We start from the raw sequence: 18,089 nt of genomic DNA, 5'->3' as shown, positions 1-18,089 counted from the left end.
TGTGCCGTCCTCCGGCAAAGCACCATGGACAACCGGCCCGGATTGGCACACGATGCCTCCGGAACCCGCACGAGATCGATGTCATGACCTCCGAGCTGAACGCATCCGCCACCCCGCGCGACGGGCTCATCGAACGGGCCCACCAGCGCAGCGAGGCGCTGGGCCTGACCCGCGGTGAACGGCGCGACTTCGACCCGCTCGTGCGCAGCGACCTCGCGGTGGCCCGCGAGCGCAACCGCCGCCTGTGCCTGCACGCCGCGCCGGTCATGCACCTGCTGTTCGAGCAGATCGTCAACACGCAGAGCATGATCGTCCTCACCGACGCGCAGGGCACCATCCTCCATTCGGTGGGCGACGACGACTTCCTGCAGCGCGCGCAGAAGGTCGCGCTGGCCCCTGGAGAGAACTGGGCCGAACACTCCAAGGGCACCAACGCCATCGGCACCGCGCTGTTCGAGGAGGCGCCCACGCTGGTCCACGCGAACGAACACTACATGCTGGCGAACAGTTTCCTCACGTGTTCCGCGTCGCCCATCTTCGACCCGCGCGGCAGCATGCTGGGCGTGCTCGACGTCACCGGCGACCACCGCGGCTACCACCAGCACACGATGGGCCTCGTGCGCATGTCCGCACGCATGATCGAGAACCACTGGCTCTCCGACGACTACAACCACCGCCTGCGCCTGCACTTCCACAGCCGCGCGGAATTCATCGGCACGCTGCTCGAGGGCATCCTCGTCGTGGGCCCGGACGGGCGCATCATCGGCGCCAATCCCAGCGCGCTCGAGCAGCTGGGCCACAGCGGCGCCTCGCTGCGCGCGCAGAGCCTCGCCTCGCTGTTCGGCACCACGCCGTCGGCGGTCTACGACCACTTCCGCATGCCCATGTCCGCGCCCATGCAGCTCACGCTGCCCGACGGGCGCCCGTTCCATGTGAGCGCGCGGTTCGACTGGCCGTCGCGGCCCGTGGTCGCGGGGCTCGGCATGGCCGATGGCGACGAGGCCGCAGCCGCGCCGCGCGCGCCCGCCGTGCGCCGCGTGGAGCCCGCCGCGGCGCAGCCGCCGGCGTTCTCGGGCCTGCAGTACCTGCGCACCGGCGACCCGCAGCTCGACGTGCTCGTGCAGAAGGTGCGCCGCGTGCTCGATCGCGACATCCCGCTGCTCGTGCTCGGCGAGACCGGCACTGGCAAGGAGCTGCTCGCGCGGGCGGTGCACCACGACTCCAGCCGGCGCAACGCACCCTTCGTCGCGGTGAACTGCGCGTCCATCCCCGAGTCGCTGATCGAGGCCGAACTGTTCGGCTACGAAGACGGTGCGTTCACCGGCGCCCGGCGCAAGGGCGCACCGGGCCGGCTCGTGCAGGCCAATGGCGGCACGCTCTTCCTCGACGAGATCGGCGACATGCCGCTGCCGCTGCAGGCCCGCCTGCTGCGCGTGCTGCAGGAGCGCAGCGTCACGCCGCTCGGCAGCACGCGGTCCATCCCCATCGACATCATGCTGATCGGTGCCACGCACCGGAACCTGCGCGAGATGATCGACCAGCACACGTTCCGCGAGGACCTGTACTACCGCCTGAACGGCCTGGCGCTCAAGCTGCCGGCGTTGCGCGAACGCACCGACCTCGAGGCCGTGGCCCGCCGCATCCTGATGGCCGAACGACCGCAGGACCCGCCCGACCTCAGCAGCCCGGTGCGTGCGCTGTTCCGCCGCTATGCGTGGCCCGGCAACATCCGCCAGCTCGCGAACGTGCTGCGCACGGCGGCCGTGATGTCGGCCGGCGAACACGAGATCACCACGGCCCACCTGTCGGACGACTTCCTGGAGGAGGCGCGGCAGGCCGGCCACACCCCCGCGCCCGCGCCGGTGTGCCTCGCCGCGGAACCGTTGCCGGTGCCCGAAGTGCCGCGTCCCGCCGCGGCCGTGCCGGCCCACACGCTGGAGCAGGCCGAGATCGAGCTGATCCGCTCGACGCTCGAAGCGCTCGGCGGCAACATCTCGGCGGCGTCGAAGCAGCTGGGCATCAGCCGCAACACCATCTACCGCCGGCTGCGCGGGCAGGGCGCCGAGACGCCCTGATCCGTCACTTCGCGGGCGCCGCGGCCCACGCCGCACACCAGCCCGGCCCGGCGATCTGCTTGCGGCCGAACATCGCGCAGCCCGCCCAGGGCTCGTCGGGCTTGCCTTGCCAGAACGAACAGTTCGCGCACTTCTGCGCGGCCGTGTGTTTCGGGTACTTCGCCTGGTCGACCTTCGCGGTGTCGTGCTTGTAGCCGAGGGCCACGGCCTGTTCGCCGGCCTCGTCGACGCGCGAAGGCGTCTGGGCACGCAGCGGCAATGGCGCGGCCACGCAGGCGCAGACGACGAAGTGGCGGCGGGTGATGGGTGTCATGGGGTTTCCTTCCGTGGATGAACGGAGGCCTCTGAGGCAACACACATGCCACGCGAGAACCGGGTGAACGTGTGCCGCGATGGCAGCGGCGCGGTCCGCGCTGGCACACCGCGGCGTGTGCGTTGTGGCAAGGCTGAACACCGATCTCGGGGCTTTCCCTCGCGTGGCGACGCCTGCGCGACGAAGGACCGCGTGGCATGCATGTTGCGCTTCGACCCCTGCGGCCCGGCCGCCCCAGACCACCTCAAACCATACGGGATACCAGCATGCAACCGACCCTCACCCGCATCGCCGCGCCGCTGGCGGCGACCACCCTCGCGTTCCTGATCGGCGCCGCGCACGCGGCCGGCGGCAAGGTCGCCTGGGACGACCTCGCCCACGACGACAAGAGCACGGGCGACGTGCTCAGCTATGGCCTCGGCCTCAAGGCCCAGCGCCACAGCCCGGCGAAACGCATCAACACCCGCAACGTCGACATGCTGGTGCCCGCCTGGACCTTCTCGTTCGGCGGCGAGAAGCAGCGCGGCCAGGAGGCGCAGGCGCTCGTGCACGACGGCGTGATCTACGTGACCGCGTCGTACTCGCGCCTGTACGCGCTCGACGCGAAGACCGGCCACCAGCTGTGGGCCTACGAGCACCGCCTGCCCGACGACATCCGCCCGTGCTGCGACGTCGTCAACCGCGGGCCCGCGATCTACGGCGACAAGATCTACTTCGGCACGCTCGATGCGCGACTCGTCGCGCTCGACAAGAAGACCGGCGCCGTCGCGTGGAACCAGAAGTTCGGCGACCACAAGGTGGGCTACACGATGACCGGCGCGCCGTTCATCGTGCGCGAGAAGGGCGGCCGCGTGCTCGTCGTGCACGGCAGCTCGGGCGACGAGTTCGGCGTGCTCGGCTGGCTGTTCGCGCGCGACCCGGAGACCGGCGCCGAGGTCTGGGCCCGGCCGCTGGTGGAAGGCCACATGGGCCGCCTCGAAGGCAAGGACAGCACCACCACCGGCGACGTGAAGGCCCCGAGCTGGCCGCGCGACAGGGACGGCAACCTCACCGAGTCGTGGAAGCAGGGCGGCGGCGCGCCGTGGCAGACCGCGTCGTTCGACCCCGATACGAACACCATCGTGATCGGGTCGGGCAACCCCGCGCCGTGGAACACCTGGAAGCGCACGGCCGAGGGCGGCAACCCGCTGGAGTGGGACAGCCTCTTCACCTCGGGCCAGGCCTACGTCGACGCCAGCACCGGCGAGTTGAAAGGCTTCTACCAGCACACGCCGAACGACGCGTGGGACTTCTCGGGCAACAACTCCGTGGTGCTGTTCGAGTACAAGGACCCGAAGACCGGAAAGCTCGTGAAGGCGAGCGCGCATGCGGACCGCAACGGTTACTTCTTCGTGACCGACCGCGAGAAGCTCGCGACCGGCGCGGGCTACCCGAACAAGCCCACGTCGCTGATCAACGCGTGGCCGTTCGTCGATGGCATCACGTGGGCGAAGGGCTTCGACCTGAAGAGCGGCCGGCCCATCGAGACCGGCAACCGCCCGCCGCTGCCGGAGGCCGGCGCCGAGAAGGGCAAGGCCGTGTTCGTGTCGCCGCCATTCCTCGGCGGCACCAACTGGATGCCGATGTCGTACTCGCCGGACACCGGGCTGTTCTACATCCCCGGCAACCACTGGGCGATGGACTACTGGACCGAACACGTGACGTACAAGCCGGGCTCGGCCTACCTGGGCCAGGGCTTCCGGATCAAGCGCCTGTACGACGACCACGTGGGCACGCTGCGCGCGATCGATCCGAAGACCGGTCGCATCGTGTGGGAGAACAAGGAGAAGTTCCCGCTGTGGGCCGGCACGCTGACCACGGCCGGCGGGCTGCTGATCACCGGCACGTCCGACGGCTTCGTGAAGGCCTTCGACGCGAAGACCGGCAAGGAGCTGTGGAAGTACCAGACAGGCTCGGGCGTGGTGTCGGTGCCCATCACGTGGGAGCAGGACGGCGAGCAGTACATCGGCCTGTCCAGCGGCTACGGCGGCGCCGTACCGCTCTGGGGTGGCGACATGGCCGACCTGACGAAGCAGATCACGCAGGGCGGCAGCTACTGGGTGTTCAAGCTGCCGCGCGCGGAAGGCCGGAAGGTGGCCTCCAAATGAGGCCGGGGCCGCTCCTCGCGCTGTGTCTCGGCCTGGCGGGCGGAGCGGCCTTCGCCCAGCCTGCGGCGGCGCCGGAGGTGACCGTCATCGGCGGCTGCCACCTCTGGCCTTACGCTCAGTGTCCCGGCGCGGACCTGCGCCACGCGAACCTGGTCGGGAAGGACCTGCGCGGCGTCGACTTCACCGGCGCGAAGCTCAACCGCGCGAACCTGCGTTCGGCGAACCTCGCCGGCGCAGTGCTCGACGGCGCCGACCTGACGGCGGCGCGTGCCTACGCGCTCAACGCGCCGGGCGTGTCGATGCGCCACGCCATCCTCGTCGGCACGGACCTGGAGCAGGCCCGCTTCTTCCGGGCCGACCTGCGCGGTGCGGACCTGCGCTCGGCGAACCTCGAGGCCGTCCGCTTCGTGCTGACGAACCTGGAGGGCGCGAAGCTCAACGACGCCGATCTGCAGGAGGCGAAGTTCAACGGCACGAACCTGAAGGGCGCGGACCTGCGCGGCGCGGTGTTCCGCTTCGCGATCTTCCCCGACGCCAACTTCGACGGCTGCACCGGGTGCCCGGACGGCTGGTGACCCTGGAGATTCGCATGCGTTTCGTTCATCTCGTTCTGCTGGCGGCCGCCGCGCCGGCGCTCGCCGCTCCCCCGAACCCGCTGCGGGGCGACCCGGCCGCGATCGAACCCGGCCGCGCCGCCTATGCGGCCCACTGCGCGGCCTGCCACGGCGACCAGGCCGTGTCGCCGATGGCCGAGGCGCCCGACCTGCGCCGCCTCGACGGCTTCTGCCGCCGCCTGGCCGATGCCGCGCTGAAGTCGCACTGCCTCCGCGACGTCGACACCTACTACCTGCGCTCCGTGCTCGACGGCAAGGTGCGCGCCGGCGTCGTGCACATGCCGCCGTGGCGTGGCGTGCTGCGCGACGACGAGATCTGGGCGATCCGCACGTTCGTCGAGACCCGCCCGTTGGATCCGCCGAAACGCACGACGTCCGTGGACGCGGCGCGGGCCGCCGCGCCACCGCACTGACGGACGCCTCAGCCCAGCAGCAGCGCCGGCAGGGCGCACAGCAACACCAGCACGAAGGCCAGCGCCAACAGGCGCTCGGCCTTCAGTGCTTTGGGCGGTCCGGATTCGGGGTGGTGGTCCATCGCGCGTTCCTCCTGTCGGTGACGCCTGCAAGTCGCGTGCAGGCCGCCGGCCCGGTGCGTCGCGTGGCGGTCGGTCCGCCTCGGGACAGCGATGGCACACCGGGTGTCACACGGTGGCACACCCGGGCGGGGCTTTCCCTCGAAAGCGACGGGTGCGGAGGGTGCTTTTCGAGGCATCGAAGGCTGGCACGCGAGATGCGCCAGGACAGGTGTTCGATTCCTTCTTTCAACCCCCTGGAGAGTCACCATGGACATGCTCGAGCCCGGCAAATTCGGCCAACCCGTCGCCTTCAAGAAGCGCTACGGCAACTTCATCAACGGCGAATGGGTGACCCCGGCCGAAGGGCAGTACTTCGAGAACATCACGCCCGTCACGGGCAAGGTCTTCTGCGAGGTGCCGCGCTCGACCGCCGCCGACATCGAACGCGCGCTCGACGCGGCCCATGCCGCGAAGGGGCCGTGGGGCCGCACGTCGCCCACCACGCGCGCCAACATCCTGAACCGCATCGCCGACCGCATCGAGCAGAACCTCTCGATGCTGGCCGCGGCCGAGACCTGGGACAACGGCAAGCCGCTGCGCGAGACCACCCACGCCGACCTGCCGCTGGCCGTCGACCACTTCCGCTACTTCGCCGGCTGCCTGCGCGCGCAGGAGGGCGGCATCAGCGAGATCGACGAGAAGACCTATGCATACCACTTCCACGAGCCCATCGGGGTCGTGGGCCAGATCATCCCGTGGAACTTCCCCCTGCTGATGGCCGTGTGGAAACTGGCCCCGGCGCTGGCCGCCGGCAACTGCGTGGTGCTCAAGCCCGCCGAGCAGACGCCGGTGTCGATCCTCGTGCTGCTGGAAGTCATCGGCGACCTGCTGCCGCCGGGCGTGCTCAACGTCGTCAACGGCTTCGGCCTGGAGGCCGGCAAGCCGCTCGCCTCCAGCAACCGCATCGGCAAGATCGCGTTCACCGGCGAGACCACGACCGGCCGGCTGATCTCGCAGTACGCGAGCCAGAACCTGATCCCGGTCACGCTGGAGCTCGGCGGCAAGTCCCCGAACATCTTCTTCGCCGACGTGATGGCGAAGGACGATGCCTTCTTCGACAAGGCCCTCGAAGGCTTCGCGCTGTTCGCGCTGAACCAGGGCGAGGTGTGCACGTGCCCGTCGCGCGTGCTGGTGCAGGAGTCGATCGCCGATGCGTTCATCGAACGGGCCGTCGCCCGCGTGGCCGCCATCAAGCAGGGCAACCCGATGGACCTCACGACGATGATCGGCGCGCAGGCCTCGAGCGAGCAGCTCGAGAAGATCCTGAGCTACCTCGACATCGGCAAGCAGGAGGGCGCGAAGTGCCTGATCGGCGGCGAGCGCAACGTGCTGCCCGGTGACCTCGAGGGCGGCTACTACGTGAAGCCCACGGTGTTCCGCGGCCACAACAAGATGCGCATCTTCCAGGAGGAGATCTTCGGACCGGTGGTGTCGCTCACGACCTTCAAGGACGAGGAGGAGGCGCTCTCGATCGCGAACGACACGCTGTACGGCCTCGGCGCGGGCGTGTGGAGCCGCGACATGAACACCGCGTTCCGCATGGGCCGCGGCATCCAGGCGGGCCGCGTGTGGACGAACTGCTACCACGCGTACCCGGCCCACGCCGCGTTCGGCGGCTACAAGCAGAGCGGCATCGGACGCGAGAACCACAAGATGATGCTCGACCACTACCAGCAGACGAAGAACCTGCTCGTGAGCTACGACGAGTCGGCGATGGGATTCTTCTGAGGCGTCTCTGACGCGTCATTCCCCGCGGCCGGTGTTCGAAGGACCACCGCGACCGCGGGATAGTCTCGTCTTGAAGGGGGCAGGGCCCGGGTGTATAAGGTCGCAAGAGCACGTCTTTCGCAAAGTTCAACCACGCGAAGAGGAGCACATCATGCGCAAGCGCATCTACTGGCTGCTGCCCGACCTGGCGAGTGCCCGTCGGACCATGAACGACCTGTTGCTGGCCCGCGTCAGCGAACGGCACATCCACTTCGTCGCCGACGACGAAGCCGACATGACCGGCCTCCACGCCGCGAACCTCCTGCAGACCTCCGACGTCGTGCGCTCCGCGCAGGCGGGCCTCGTGATCGGCGGTGGCGCCGGCATCGTGGTCGGGCTGCTGGCCGCGGTGTTCTTCCCCATCGTGGGTGACGAGCCCCAGTGGGGCATGGTCGCCGTGCTCGGATTCGTCGGCGGGCTCATCGGGGCGTGGTCGTCGAGCATGATCGGCGTGTCCACGCCGAGCAACCGGCTCGCCCGGTTCGCGTCGGCGCTGAAGAAGGGCGAGATCCTCCTGATGGTCGACGTGCCGCGCCAGCGCGTGGACGAGATCGAGCAGCTGCTGCAGACCTTGCACCCCGAAGGCCACTTCGAAGGCGTGGAACCGAACATTCCCGCATTCCCCTGAGTTCCCCTTTCAGGAGGTTCGAGGTTCCGCCACGCTCGCGTGACGCCGTTCGTTGGAGGCGATCATGGACATTCCCCTTCACCTGCACCGCTGGGAGCGGCGCCCGTTCGACTGGACCGCCGCGGCCGTCGCCGGATTCGCCGGCGGCGCCGTGTTGATGGCCCTGGAGCTGCTGTGGTCCGCGTTCGCACCCGGCACCACCGGGGCGTGGCGCCTCTCGCAGATGGTCGCCGCGCTGCTGCTCGGGCCCGAGGCGATGTGGTCGACACCGCACGTCTTCGACCTCGGCACCGTCGCCACGGCACTGGTCATCCACTACATGCTCGGCATCGGATTCGGCCTCGTGCTCGGGTTCGTGGCCGCGGGGGTGCATGGCGACGACGACACCACCACCCTGGTCGGGATGGGCGCGGTGTTCGGCCTGCTGCTGTACGGCCTCAACTTCCACCTGATGGTGCACTGGTTCCCGTGGTTCGCCGAGTTGCAAGGCGTCGGCACCGCGATCGCGCACATCGTTTTCGGGGTGACCGCGGCGGTGCTCTACCGCCGCCTCGCCAGGCCTCCGACCGAGGCACACCGGCCCGCGTGAAGGCCGGGCACGGACATCCGCCATGGCGATCACCGTTGTCCTGCTCCTCGTCGTACTCGGATCGCTGCTGTTCCATTGGCTCACCCCATGGTGGACGACCCCGCTCGCGTCCAACTGGGACCGCATGGACCACACGCTGTGGATCACCTTCCTGATCACCGGCATCTTCTTCGTCGCCATCGGCCTGTTCCTCGTCTGGGTGCTGTGGCGCTACCGCCACCGTGACGGTCACCGCGCCTCGTACGAACCCGAGAACCACAAGCTCGAACGCTGGCTGATCGGCATCACCACCGTCGGCATCGTGGGCCTGCTCGCCCCGGGCCTCGTCGTGTACGCCGACTACGTGCGGCCACCGAAGGACGCCCTGGTGCTGGAGGTGCTCGGCGAGCAGTGGCAATGGCGCTTCCGGCTGCAGGGCGGCGATGGCGCGCTGGGCGGCAGCGATGCGCGCTTCGTGAAACCCGACAACCCGTTCGGCCTCGACCCGTCCGACACGCGGGCGCTCGACGACGTGCTCGTCATCGGCAACGAGGTGCACCTGCCGAAGGACCGGCCCGTGCAGGTGCTGATGCGCTCGAACGACGTGCTGCACGACTTCTTCGTCCCGCCCTTTCGCGCCCGCATGAACATCGTGCCGGGGCAGGTGAGCAGCTTCTGGTTCACGCCCACGGTGAACGGGCGCTACGAATCGATGTGCGCTCAGCTGTGCGGTGTGGGGCATCCGAACATGCGCGGCTTCGTCGTGGTGGAGTCGGAGGAGGCGTACAAGGCCTGGCTCGCGAAGCAGCCCACGTTCACGATGGCGCTCGCCGCGCGGGCGAAGGCCGCCGAGGGCACCGGCGACCCGCTCGTCGACAAGGGCCGCGCGCTCGCCGGTGCCAAGGGCTGCGTGGCGTGCCACAGCATCGACGGCCGCACCATCGTCGGCCCCACGTGGAAGGGCCTCTTCGGGAAGATGGAGTCGATGGACGACGGCTCGCAGGCCAAGGTCGACGAGGCCTACCTGCGCGACTTCATCCGCAACCCCACCGCCCGCTCCGTCAAGGGCTACCCGCCGGTGATGCCGAAGGTCGACCTGACCGACCCGGAACTCGACGCGCTGGTGGCGTACATCAAGGCCCAGGCGCCCGCGCCGCAGTGAGGGAGTCCCCATGGCCTACGTGCACTCCGCCGACGACCACGCGCACCACGCGCCCCAGAGCTTCTGGACGCGCTACGTCTGGAGCCAGGACCACAAGGTGATCGCGATCCAGTACGGGGGCACCGCGATCGCGGTGGGTCTCGTGGGGCTGCTGCTGTCGAACCTGATGCGGCTGCAGATCGGCTTCCCCGGGCAGTTCGCGTTCATCGACGCCGAACGCTACTACCAGTTCGTCACGATGCACGGGATGATCATGGTGATCTACCTGCTCACGGCGCTGTTCCTCGGCGGCTTCGGCAACTACCTGATCCCGCTGATGGTGGGCGCGCGCGACATGGCGTTCCCGTACCTCAACATGCTGAGCTTCTGGTTCTACCTGGCCTCGGTGGTGGTGCTGATGGCGAGCTTCTTCGTGCCGGGCGGGCCCACCGGCGCGGGCTGGACGCTGTACCCGCCGCAGGCCATCCTGCCCGGCACGCCGGGGCACGACTGGGGCATCATCGTGATGCTCGTCTCGCTGCTGATCTTCATCGTGGCGGCCACGATGGGCGGCCTCAACTACGTCACCACCGTGCTGCAGCTGCGCTGCGAGGGCATGACGCTGCTGCGCATGCCGCTGTCGGTGTGGGGCATCTTCGTGGCGACGATCCTCGCGCTGCTGGCGTTCCCCGCGCTGTTCGTGAGCGGCGTGATGATGCTTTTCGACAAGACGCTCGGCACGAGCTTCTTCATGCCGGCCCTCGTCTCGATGGGCCAGGTGTCGGCGCACAAGGGCGGCAGCCCGCTGCTGTTCCAGCACCTGTTCTGGTTCTTCGGCCACCCCGAGGTCTACATCGTCGCGCTGCCGGCCTTCGGCATCGTGTCGGACCTGATCAGCGTGCACGCGCGCAAGGCCATCTTCGGGTACCGCACGATGGTGTGGGCCATCGTCGCCATCGGCGGCCTGAGCTTCGTCGTGTGGGCGCACCACATGTTCGTGAGCGGCATGAACCCGTACTTCGGCTTCTTCTTCGCGACCAGCACGCTGATCATCGCGGTGCCCACCGCCATCAAGGTCTACAACTGGCTGCTGACGCTGTGGCGCGGCGACATCCACCTGACCGTGCCGATGCTGTTCGCGCTCGCCTTCATGGCGACGTTCCTGGTGGGCGGGCTCACGGGCCTGTTCCTCGGCAACGTCAGCGTGGACGTGCCGCTGTCGGGCACGTACTTCGTCGTGGCGCACTTCCACATGGTGATGGGCGTGGCGCCACTGCTGGTGGTGTTCGGTGGCATCTACCACTGGTTCCCGAAGATCACGGGCCGCATGCTCGACGACCGCCTCGGGCACCTGCATTTCTGGGTCACGTTCATCGGCACCTACTCGATCTTCTTCCCGATGCACTACCTGGGCCTGCTGGGCATGCCGCGGCGGTACCACGAGTACGCGGCCTACGACTTCATCCCGGCTTCGGCCCACACGTTCAACGCGTGGATCACCGTGATCGCGATCATCGTGGGCGTCACGCAACTCGTCTTCGTGTTCAACCTGCTGTGGAGCGCGTTCCACGGCCGCAAGGCCGATCCGAACCCGTGGAACGCCGCATCGCTCGAGTGGCTCACGCCGCAGACACCGCCGGCCCACGGCAACTGGGGCGACCAGCTCCCCGTCGTGCGCCGCTGGGCCTACGCGTACAGCGTGCCGGGCACGCAGCTCGATTTCATCCCGCAGGACGCACCGGCGAAGGCCGGTGGCGTGGAGCCGGGACCGGAGAGGGGACATCCATGAACACGACCACGCTGCGCATCTCCGCCGCGGACCGCGAACGGGCGCTGAGCACCGGTGTCTGGGCGCTGCTCGCGGTGGTGACGAGCCTCTTCGGCCTGTTCCTCACGGCGTACGTGATGCGGCTCGCGAGTCCCGACGCCACCGCCATCGCGATGCCCTGGCAGCTGTGGCTCAGCACCGCGGTGCTCGTGGCTGGCAGCGGGCTGCTGCACCAGGCTTCGCGCTCGGCGTCGCGCACCTGGCTGATGGCCGGCGGCCTGTGCGGCGTCGCCTTCGTCGCCGTGCAGTGCTGGGCCTGGCAGGCGCTTCAGGCGGCGAACGTGGTACTGACGGGCAACCCGGCCGCGAGCTTCTTCTACCTGCTGACCGGCCTGCACGCGCTGCACGCCGTGGGCGGGCTGGTGGCGTGGGGCAACGTGAGCGGCGCGCCGGGCGGTGACCGCCGCATCGCGCTGTGTGCCCGCTACTGGCACTTCCTGCTGGCGGTGTGGCTCGCGCTGTTCGCTGCGTTCCGGTGGATCACGCCGGACGTGGCCCGCGCCATCTGCGGGGTGACGCCATGAGCAGCGTGCCGCTCCCCGACGGCGGCCGCGGCCTCGTCGCCGACTGGTCGTCCGACCGCCAGGCCTTCCACGTCTCGTGGGGCAAGGCGATGATGTGGATCTTCCTGCTGAGCGACACCTTCATCTTCGGCTCGTTCCTGACGGGCTACATGACGGTGCGTGCGTCCATCACCGCACAGTGGCCCAACCCGAGCGAGGTGTTCGCGCTGCACGTGGGCGCCACGCAGGTGCCGCTGCTGCTCATCGCGATCATGACCTTCGTGCTGATCACGAGCAGCGGCACGATGGCCATGGCCGTGAACTTCGCCTACAGCGGCGACCGCGCCAACGCGGCGGCGCTGATGGTGGTCACCGCCGCGTTCGGCGAGACCTTCGTGCTGATGCAGGCCTTCGAATGGTCCAAGCTGCTGCTGGAGGGCATGCGCCCCTGGGAGAACCCGTGGGGCGCGGCGCAATTCGGGTCGGTGTTCTTCATGATCACCGGCTTCCACGGGTTGCACGTCACCGGCGGCGTGATCCTGCTGCTGCTGTTCGCGCACCGCGTGCTGCAGGGCCGGGCCGATGCGTCCACCGTCGAGATCGTGGGCCTCTACTGGCACTTCGTGGACCTCGTCTGGGTCTTCATCTTCGCGTTCTTCTACCTGTGGTGAGGTGAACCATGAGCACACACACCGGCCAGCAGCACCCGATCGGGCTCTACCTGAAGATCTGGCTGCTGCTGTTCGTGCTGAGCACGCTGTCGTACATGGTCGACTACTTCCACGTGCAGGGCCTGCTGCGCTGGACGCTGATCATCGTCTTCATGATGCTGAAGGCCGGCCTGATCGTCGCGATCTTCATGCACATGGCCTGGGAGCGCCTGGCGCTCGTGACGGCCATCCTGCTGCCAGTGGGGGCGCTGATCGTTCTGGTGGCGCTGATGGCCATCGAGGGCGGACACACCCACGCGGTGCGGCAACTGTTCTTCCGCTGATCCCATGTCGTCGCCCGTCGCCTGGACCGTCACCCGCGCCGACTGGCGCCGCTACGTCGAACTGACGAAACCCCGTGTCGTCGCGCTGATGGTGTTCACGGTGGCCGTGGGCATGACCCTCGCCACGCCGTCCATCGTGCCGTGGCGCGTGTTCGTGTTCGGCACGCTCGGCATCGCGCTGCTTGCCGCATCGGCCGCGTCGCTGAACCACCTGATCGACCAGCGCGTGGATGCGTTGATGGCGCGCACACGGGGCCGCCCGCTGCCCACCGGCGCGCTGCAGGGCGCCCAGGCCGCGGTGTTCGCGGTGGTGCTCGGGGCGATCGGCACCGTGCTGCTGCTCGCGTTCACGAACCCGCTGTGCACGGTGCTCACGTGGGCCTCGCTGGTGGGCTATGCCGGCATCTACAGCCTGTTCCTCAAGCGCAGCACCCCGCAGAACATCGTGATCGGCGGGGCCGCCGGCGCCGCACCGCCGTTGCTGGGCTGGGTCGCGGTGACCGGCCACCTCGACGCGGGCGCGCTCGTGCTGTTCCTGATCATCCTGATCTGGACCCCGCCGCACTTCTGGGCGCTGGCGATCCACCGGCGCGACGACTACGCCCGCGCGTCGCTGCCCATGCTGCCGGTGACCCACGGCGTGCCGTTCACCTGCGGCCGCATCCTCGCGTACACGGTGGCGCTGTGGGTGGTGTCGCTGCTGCCGTTCGCGATCGGCATGGCGGGCTGGACCTACCTCGCGGGCGCGGCGGTGCTGGGCGGCCGCTTCACCTGGCTCGCGTGGCGGCTGCGGCGCGACATCCGCCTCGCGATGCCGGTGTTCCGCTACTCGATCGTCTACCTGTCGGGGATCTTCGCGCTGCTGCTGCTCGATCACGCGCTGGCGAGCATCGGGTAGGCAGTGGCTCCGTGTGTCGGGTCTCCGATCGACGTCGCGCGATCGCGATGAAGCGTGCTGCGTGGACATCGAGGTGCTCGGTCGAAGGGGCCTGAGCCTGCGCTCCGCGGGCCGCTGCGGAAGGGGCTTCATCAATGTTGATGACCCAAGTCGCCGTCCGTTCGGGTCCACTGCTCCTGACAGACGTCGCACTCGATCTGCGAGTCACTTGATCGTTGACTGGAGATTCGGGCGAGGTGTTCGAGACAAGTGTTGCGCATGGGGGCAACGGCGATGGGTTCAGAACGACAAGGGGATGGGGTTGGCCAGTCGCGGTCCAGTTCGTCTGAGGACGGAGGAGATCGCCACGACGGCGAGGGGGAGCCCGAAGACAGAGACGGAGATCGAAGCTCGAGCAGGGCAAAAGTCGAGCTCGAGCTGGAGAAGCTGCGCTACGAGATTCAAGGCCTGCAACGTCGAATCGGCCCAGAAGCGGAGAAGCTTGCAGCGGAACTCAGAGAGCTGAATCGGCCCCTCTGGCTCAAGAACATCGCCCCGGCGGTGACGCTGTTGGCTGCGGTCATCGGGATTGGGGGAAGCATCTGGATCAATCAGATCATTGCTTCGAAGGAAAGCGCGCAGCGCGCGCAGGAAACGATCGCAAAGACGCTGGTCACGCGGCTTGCCGAGCGCTCTTCGATTCAGAGAATCGCAGCCGCCCAGCAGTATGGGCAGGTGGATCCGGATGTCGCGTGGTTGATCCTCGAGCAGGAGTGGGCGGCATCTCCTACACGGGGTGGCCCGCGGAGTTCAGGGGCATCCAACGAGCGAGAGCTCACACTGAGGGTTGGCATCATGGAGGCCGCTGGTTTGCCCGAGGGACGCAGCAGAATCTCCAGAGAAAGACGTCGCGACCTGCTGGTTCGAGGACTTAAGGACGCGGAGCCGCTGGTCAGATACAAAGCGCTTCTCGGGCTGATGTCCATCCAAGCGGTAGGCGACATCCAGAGCTACTTTGCAGAAGTTCAGTCGCGTATGCCCAGACGGGAGCGATACCGTCGGCAGTACGAAATGATCGACGTGCCGGCGGGCGTTGCGGTGCTGGGTTCGGACGACGATGAAAAAGCCGAGGCCCCGGCGCAGCAGGTGAGCTTCGGTGCATTTCTCATCGATGCCAGGTCCGTGACGAATGGTCAGTGGAACGCGGTCATGGGGGAGTCGACCGCTCCTTCGTTCGAAGAGGTGATGGGTTCAAAGCTGAGCAGGTGGCGGCGTCATCGCGACAATGTCGACCGTCCGCTGGTCGGTGCCTCCCAACTCGATGCGACGAGGTTCTGTCAAAAGTCGGGAGGCAGGCGTCTGCCGACAGAACTCGAGTGGGAAGTCGCGGCAAGGGGGACCGATGGTTGGCCGTTTCCTTGGGGAAGCGACTCGGATATCACCGCAGCTGTTCTTTCCAAGCAAAAGGCTGCAACAGGAGTCAAAGGCAACGACCGGGACATGCTGGGTGTGCGCCTCAACATCCCTCATGCGTTGGATCGCAGTCCCTTGGGCGTTGAAGGGATGACGACCGGAGTGCGTGAGTGGACCGGAACCGAGCACAGTTCCAGCCACCCTGTTCCGTACAAGAAGAACAATGGCTGCAAGACGGAGTGCGTCGTCAAAGGTGCAGCCGGGTTCGAAGATATGTACTCGGAAGACGAGCGGCGGATGCGCTCCAGTCGAAGGGATCGCCGGCTCGCCAAGAATGGAGACGACTTGATCGGATTTCGATGCGCGCTTTCAAGAAAGGAAGACCGTTCATGAAAGTGCTGCTTTCTGCTTTGCTTCGTACACTGGCGATGGTGAGTCTGCCGATGGTCGCCCAGGCCGCCGACACCATCAAGGTGGGGGTGCTTCACTCGCTGTCGGGGACGATGGCCATCTCCGAGACCGCCCTGAAGGATGTCGCGCTGATGGCCATCGACGAGATCAACGCCAAGGGGGGCGTGCTCGGCAAGAAGCTCGAGCCGGTGGTCGTGGATCCGGCCTCCAACTGGCCCCTGTTCGCCGAGAAGGCCAAGCAGTTGATCTCGCAGGACGAGGTTGTCGTGATGTTCGGCGGCTGGACCAGCGTGTCGCGCAAGTCGATTCGGCCGGTCGTCGAGGAGCTCAACGGCCTGCTGTTCTATCCTGCGCAGTACGAAGGTGAAGCGCCGAGCAGGAACGTGTTCTACACGGGCGCGGCTCCGAACCAGCAGGCCATCCCCGCCGTGGAATACCTGATGAGCAAGGCCGGTGGCGGCGCCAAGCGCTTTGTGCTGCTGGGCACCGACTACGTCTACCCACGCACCACCAACAAGATCCTGCGTGCCTTCCTCAAGAGCAAGGGTATCGCCGACAAGGACATCGACGAGAAGTACACGCCGTTCGGCCACAGCGACTACCAGACCATCGTCACCGAGGTGAAGAAGTTCGCCGCCAGTGGTAGGACCGCGGTGATCTCGACGATCAGCGGCGACTCGAACGTGCCGTTCTACAAGGAACTGGGCAACCAGGGCCTGAAGGCGACCGACCTGCCCGTTGTCGCTCTGTCAGTGGGTGAGGAAGAACTCCGCGACGTCGACACCAAGCCGCTGGTGGGGCAACTGGCCGCCTGGAACTACTTCATGAGCCTCAAGAACCCGACGAACGACGCGTTCAAGAAGCAATGGGCCGCCTACGCCAAGGCCAAGAAGCTGCCGGGCGCCGACAAGCCGCTGACCAACGACCCGATGGAAGCCACCTACATCGGCATCCACATGTGGGCCCAGGCCGTCGAGAAGGCCAAGAGCACCGACACCGACAAGGTCATCGCCGCGATGGCCGGCCAGACCTTCAAGGCCCCGAGCGGCTTCGTCGCGAAGATGGACGAGAAGAACCATCACCTGCACAAGCCGGTGTTCATCGGGGCTATTCGAGCAGACGGACAGTTCGATGTCCTCAGTGAGTCTGGACCGATTCCTGCCGTGGCGTTCGGTCCTCCGGCGGCGAGTTGCCGAAGCGACGAGTGTGCGTGCGAGGGAAAGAAAGACGTGTGCAGCAGGTCGTGCTGCAAATGATGAACATGTCCCGCGACACACGACCGGGGCGCGTGGCCGAGCCGCACGGAATCGCGTGCGCTCGCTCGATCACGCGCTGGCGATCATCGGGTAGGTGAAGCCGACGAAGTGGACCGCGTTGACCGCGAAGTGCACGGCGATGGCGCTCTCGATGCGGCGGGTGCGTTCGAACACGAGGGCGCAGCCCAGGCCCAGCACGGTGGCGAGCGCGGCGTAGGCGATGCCGGCGGGCAGGTGCACGAGGCCGAACAGCCCCGCGGACACCACGACCGCGAGCGGCCGGGGGCCGGGCAGCCGGTGCTGCAGCAGGCCTCGGAAGAAGGCCTCCTCGGCCACGCAGGTGAACAGCAGGTTGACGGCGAGGAAGGTCGGCGCGAGTGGATGCCAGTGGGGATCGAGGCGCACGAGGCCCAGCGCGACGGCGAGGCCGAGCACCAGGATCGAGCTCGACAGGGCGGCGAGCGACAGCGGCCATGCGATCGCTCCGGCCTCTCGCCAGCGACGCACGCGCGGTGCGAACGCGGCCAGCAGGAACAGCCCCGCCGTGCCCTTGTCGAAGTTGAGGTACTGCGTGAAGGGCAGGGCGTCGGGTGTGAGGCGTTCGGCGTCGAACACCTTCGGGTTGGCGAAGCCGGGCAGCACGTGGACCGACAGGGCGACGGCCATCGCACCGGCCAGGACGATGAAGAACGGGCGGCCTCGAGGTGCGCTCGACGCGGCCCACACCAGCGCCGCGAAAACGGCGAGCACCGGCAAGGCCGGCCGCCGCAGCACGCCGCTGGCGAACCCCAGGATCAGGGCCGTGGCGAAGGCGAAGGGCCAGCTGGGGATCGGCTTGCGCCCCAGGGGCAGTGGGGGCAGCCAGACCGCCAGGATGGCGAGTCCCAGCACGGCGAAGGTCCAGTCGGTCATGGGCGCGATCATAGGCGGGCGCCCGGACCCGATTGCTTCTTCCGAAGTCCGGCCGTACGCTCGGCCT

General features: G+C 67.9%; 17 protein-coding genes. 15 read left to right on the top strand and 2 right to left on the bottom strand.

The window, feature by feature from the left end; translation table 11 throughout:
• The first annotated feature begins 83 nt into the window (after window positions 1–83).
• The gene (locus A4W93_RS15090; protein ID WP_085751382.1) at window positions 84–2,075 is read left to right on the top strand and encodes a sigma-54-dependent Fis family transcriptional regulator; all 1,992 of its coding nucleotides are present in this window, start codon (window positions 84–86) and stop codon (window positions 2,073–2,075) included.
• 4 nt (window positions 2,076–2,079) lie between these two features.
• Here A4W93_RS15090 and A4W93_RS15085 read toward each other — a convergent pair whose 3' ends face one another.
• Window positions 2,080–2,388, bottom strand: a complete 309-nt coding sequence (locus A4W93_RS15085; RefSeq protein WP_085751381.1) for a high-potential iron-sulfur protein — start codon at window positions 2,386–2,388, stop codon at window positions 2,080–2,082.
• Between the two features lie 266 nt (window positions 2,389–2,654).
• Here A4W93_RS15085 and A4W93_RS15080 point away from each other — a divergent pair, with 266 nt between their 5' ends.
• The 14 genes from A4W93_RS15080 to urtA all read left to right on the top strand — a co-directional run bounded on the left by A4W93_RS15080 (window position 2,655) and on the right by urtA (window position 17,110).
• The gene (locus A4W93_RS15080) at window positions 2,655–4,535 is read left to right on the top strand and encodes a methanol/ethanol family PQQ-dependent dehydrogenase (protein WP_085751380.1); all 1,881 of its coding nucleotides are present in this window, start codon (window positions 2,655–2,657) and stop codon (window positions 4,533–4,535) included.
• The gene (locus A4W93_RS15075; protein WP_085751379.1) at window positions 4,532–5,110 is read left to right on the top strand and encodes a pentapeptide repeat-containing protein; all 579 of its coding nucleotides are present in this window, start codon (window positions 4,532–4,534) and stop codon (window positions 5,108–5,110) included. Before A4W93_RS15080 ends, A4W93_RS15075 begins: the two co-directional genes overlap by 4 nt.
• A gap of 14 nt (window positions 5,111–5,124) precedes the next feature.
• A complete protein-coding gene (locus A4W93_RS15070; protein ID WP_085751378.1) occupies window positions 5,125–5,562 on the top strand; it encodes a c-type cytochrome in 438 nt (145 codons plus the stop codon).
• Window positions 5,563–5,931: 369 nt separating this feature from the next.
• The gene (adh, locus tag A4W93_RS15065) at window positions 5,932–7,452 is read left to right on the top strand and encodes an aldehyde dehydrogenase (protein WP_085751377.1); all 1,521 of its coding nucleotides are present in this window, start codon (window positions 5,932–5,934) and stop codon (window positions 7,450–7,452) included.
• Between the two features lie 151 nt (window positions 7,453–7,603).
• Window positions 7,604–8,119, top strand: coding sequence for a DUF1269 domain-containing protein (locus A4W93_RS15060; protein ID WP_085751376.1), 516 nt, complete (start codon window positions 7,604–7,606; stop codon window positions 8,117–8,119).
• Window positions 8,120–8,183: 64 nt separating this feature from the next.
• Window positions 8,184–8,708, top strand: a complete 525-nt coding sequence (locus tag A4W93_RS15055; protein ID WP_085751375.1) for a hypothetical protein — start codon at window positions 8,184–8,186, stop codon at window positions 8,706–8,708.
• Window positions 8,709–8,730: 22 nt separating this feature from the next.
• A complete protein-coding gene (locus A4W93_RS15050; protein ID WP_085751374.1) occupies window positions 8,731–9,849 on the top strand; it encodes a cytochrome c oxidase subunit II in 1,119 nt (372 codons plus the stop codon).
• Between the two features lie 10 nt (window positions 9,850–9,859).
• Window positions 9,860–11,617 carry a cytochrome c oxidase subunit I gene (gene ctaD, locus A4W93_RS15045; protein WP_085751373.1) on the top strand — a complete coding sequence of 586 codons (1,758 nt, stop codon included), beginning with the start codon at window positions 9,860–9,862 and terminating at the stop codon, window positions 11,615–11,617.
• Window positions 11,614–12,180: a cytochrome c oxidase subunit 3 family protein gene (locus tag A4W93_RS15040; RefSeq protein WP_085751372.1), complete on the top strand. Its 567-nt coding sequence runs from the start codon at window positions 11,614–11,616 to the stop codon at window positions 12,178–12,180. The genes ctaD and A4W93_RS15040 overlap by 4 nt, the downstream gene beginning before the upstream one ends.
• Window positions 12,177–12,830, top strand: coding sequence for a cytochrome c oxidase subunit 3 (locus A4W93_RS15035; protein ID WP_085751371.1), 654 nt, complete (start codon window positions 12,177–12,179; stop codon window positions 12,828–12,830). Before A4W93_RS15040 ends, A4W93_RS15035 begins: the two co-directional genes overlap by 4 nt.
• A gap of 8 nt (window positions 12,831–12,838) precedes the next feature.
• Window positions 12,839–13,153 (top strand): cytochrome C oxidase subunit IV family protein, encoded by a 315-nt coding sequence (locus tag A4W93_RS15030; protein WP_085751370.1) that lies wholly within the window; start codon window positions 12,839–12,841, stop codon window positions 13,151–13,153.
• A 4-nt stretch (window positions 13,154–13,157) separates the two neighbouring features.
• Entirely contained in the window at window positions 13,158–14,051 is an 894-nt protein-coding gene (gene cyoE / locus A4W93_RS15025) for a heme o synthase (RefSeq protein WP_085751369.1), read from the top strand.
• Window positions 14,052–14,309: 258 nt separating this feature from the next.
• Window positions 14,310–15,836, top strand: a complete 1,527-nt coding sequence (locus A4W93_RS15020) for a formylglycine-generating enzyme family protein (RefSeq protein WP_085751368.1) — start codon at window positions 14,310–14,312, stop codon at window positions 15,834–15,836.
• Entirely contained in the window at window positions 15,833–17,110 is a 1,278-nt protein-coding gene (urtA, locus tag A4W93_RS15015) for an urea ABC transporter substrate-binding protein (RefSeq protein ID WP_085751367.1), read from the top strand. The genes A4W93_RS15020 and urtA overlap by 4 nt, the downstream gene beginning before the upstream one ends.
• Before the next feature lie 69 nt (window positions 17,111–17,179).
• Here the strand turns inward: urtA and A4W93_RS15010 are convergent, their stop codons facing one another.
• Window positions 17,180–18,022 carry a CPBP family intramembrane glutamic endopeptidase gene (locus A4W93_RS15010; protein ID WP_085754185.1) on the bottom strand — a complete coding sequence of 281 codons (843 nt, stop codon included), beginning with the start codon at window positions 18,020–18,022 and terminating at the stop codon, window positions 17,180–17,182.
• Between the last annotated feature and the right edge of the window lie 67 nt (window positions 18,023–18,089).

It is taken from the genome of Piscinibacter gummiphilus (assembly GCF_002116905.1).
Lineage (GTDB): Bacteria > Pseudomonadota > Gammaproteobacteria > Burkholderiales > Burkholderiaceae_C > Rhizobacter > Rhizobacter gummiphilus.
Note: the sequence above shows the minus strand (reverse complement) of the source record. Positions and strands in the feature narration are given on the sequence as shown.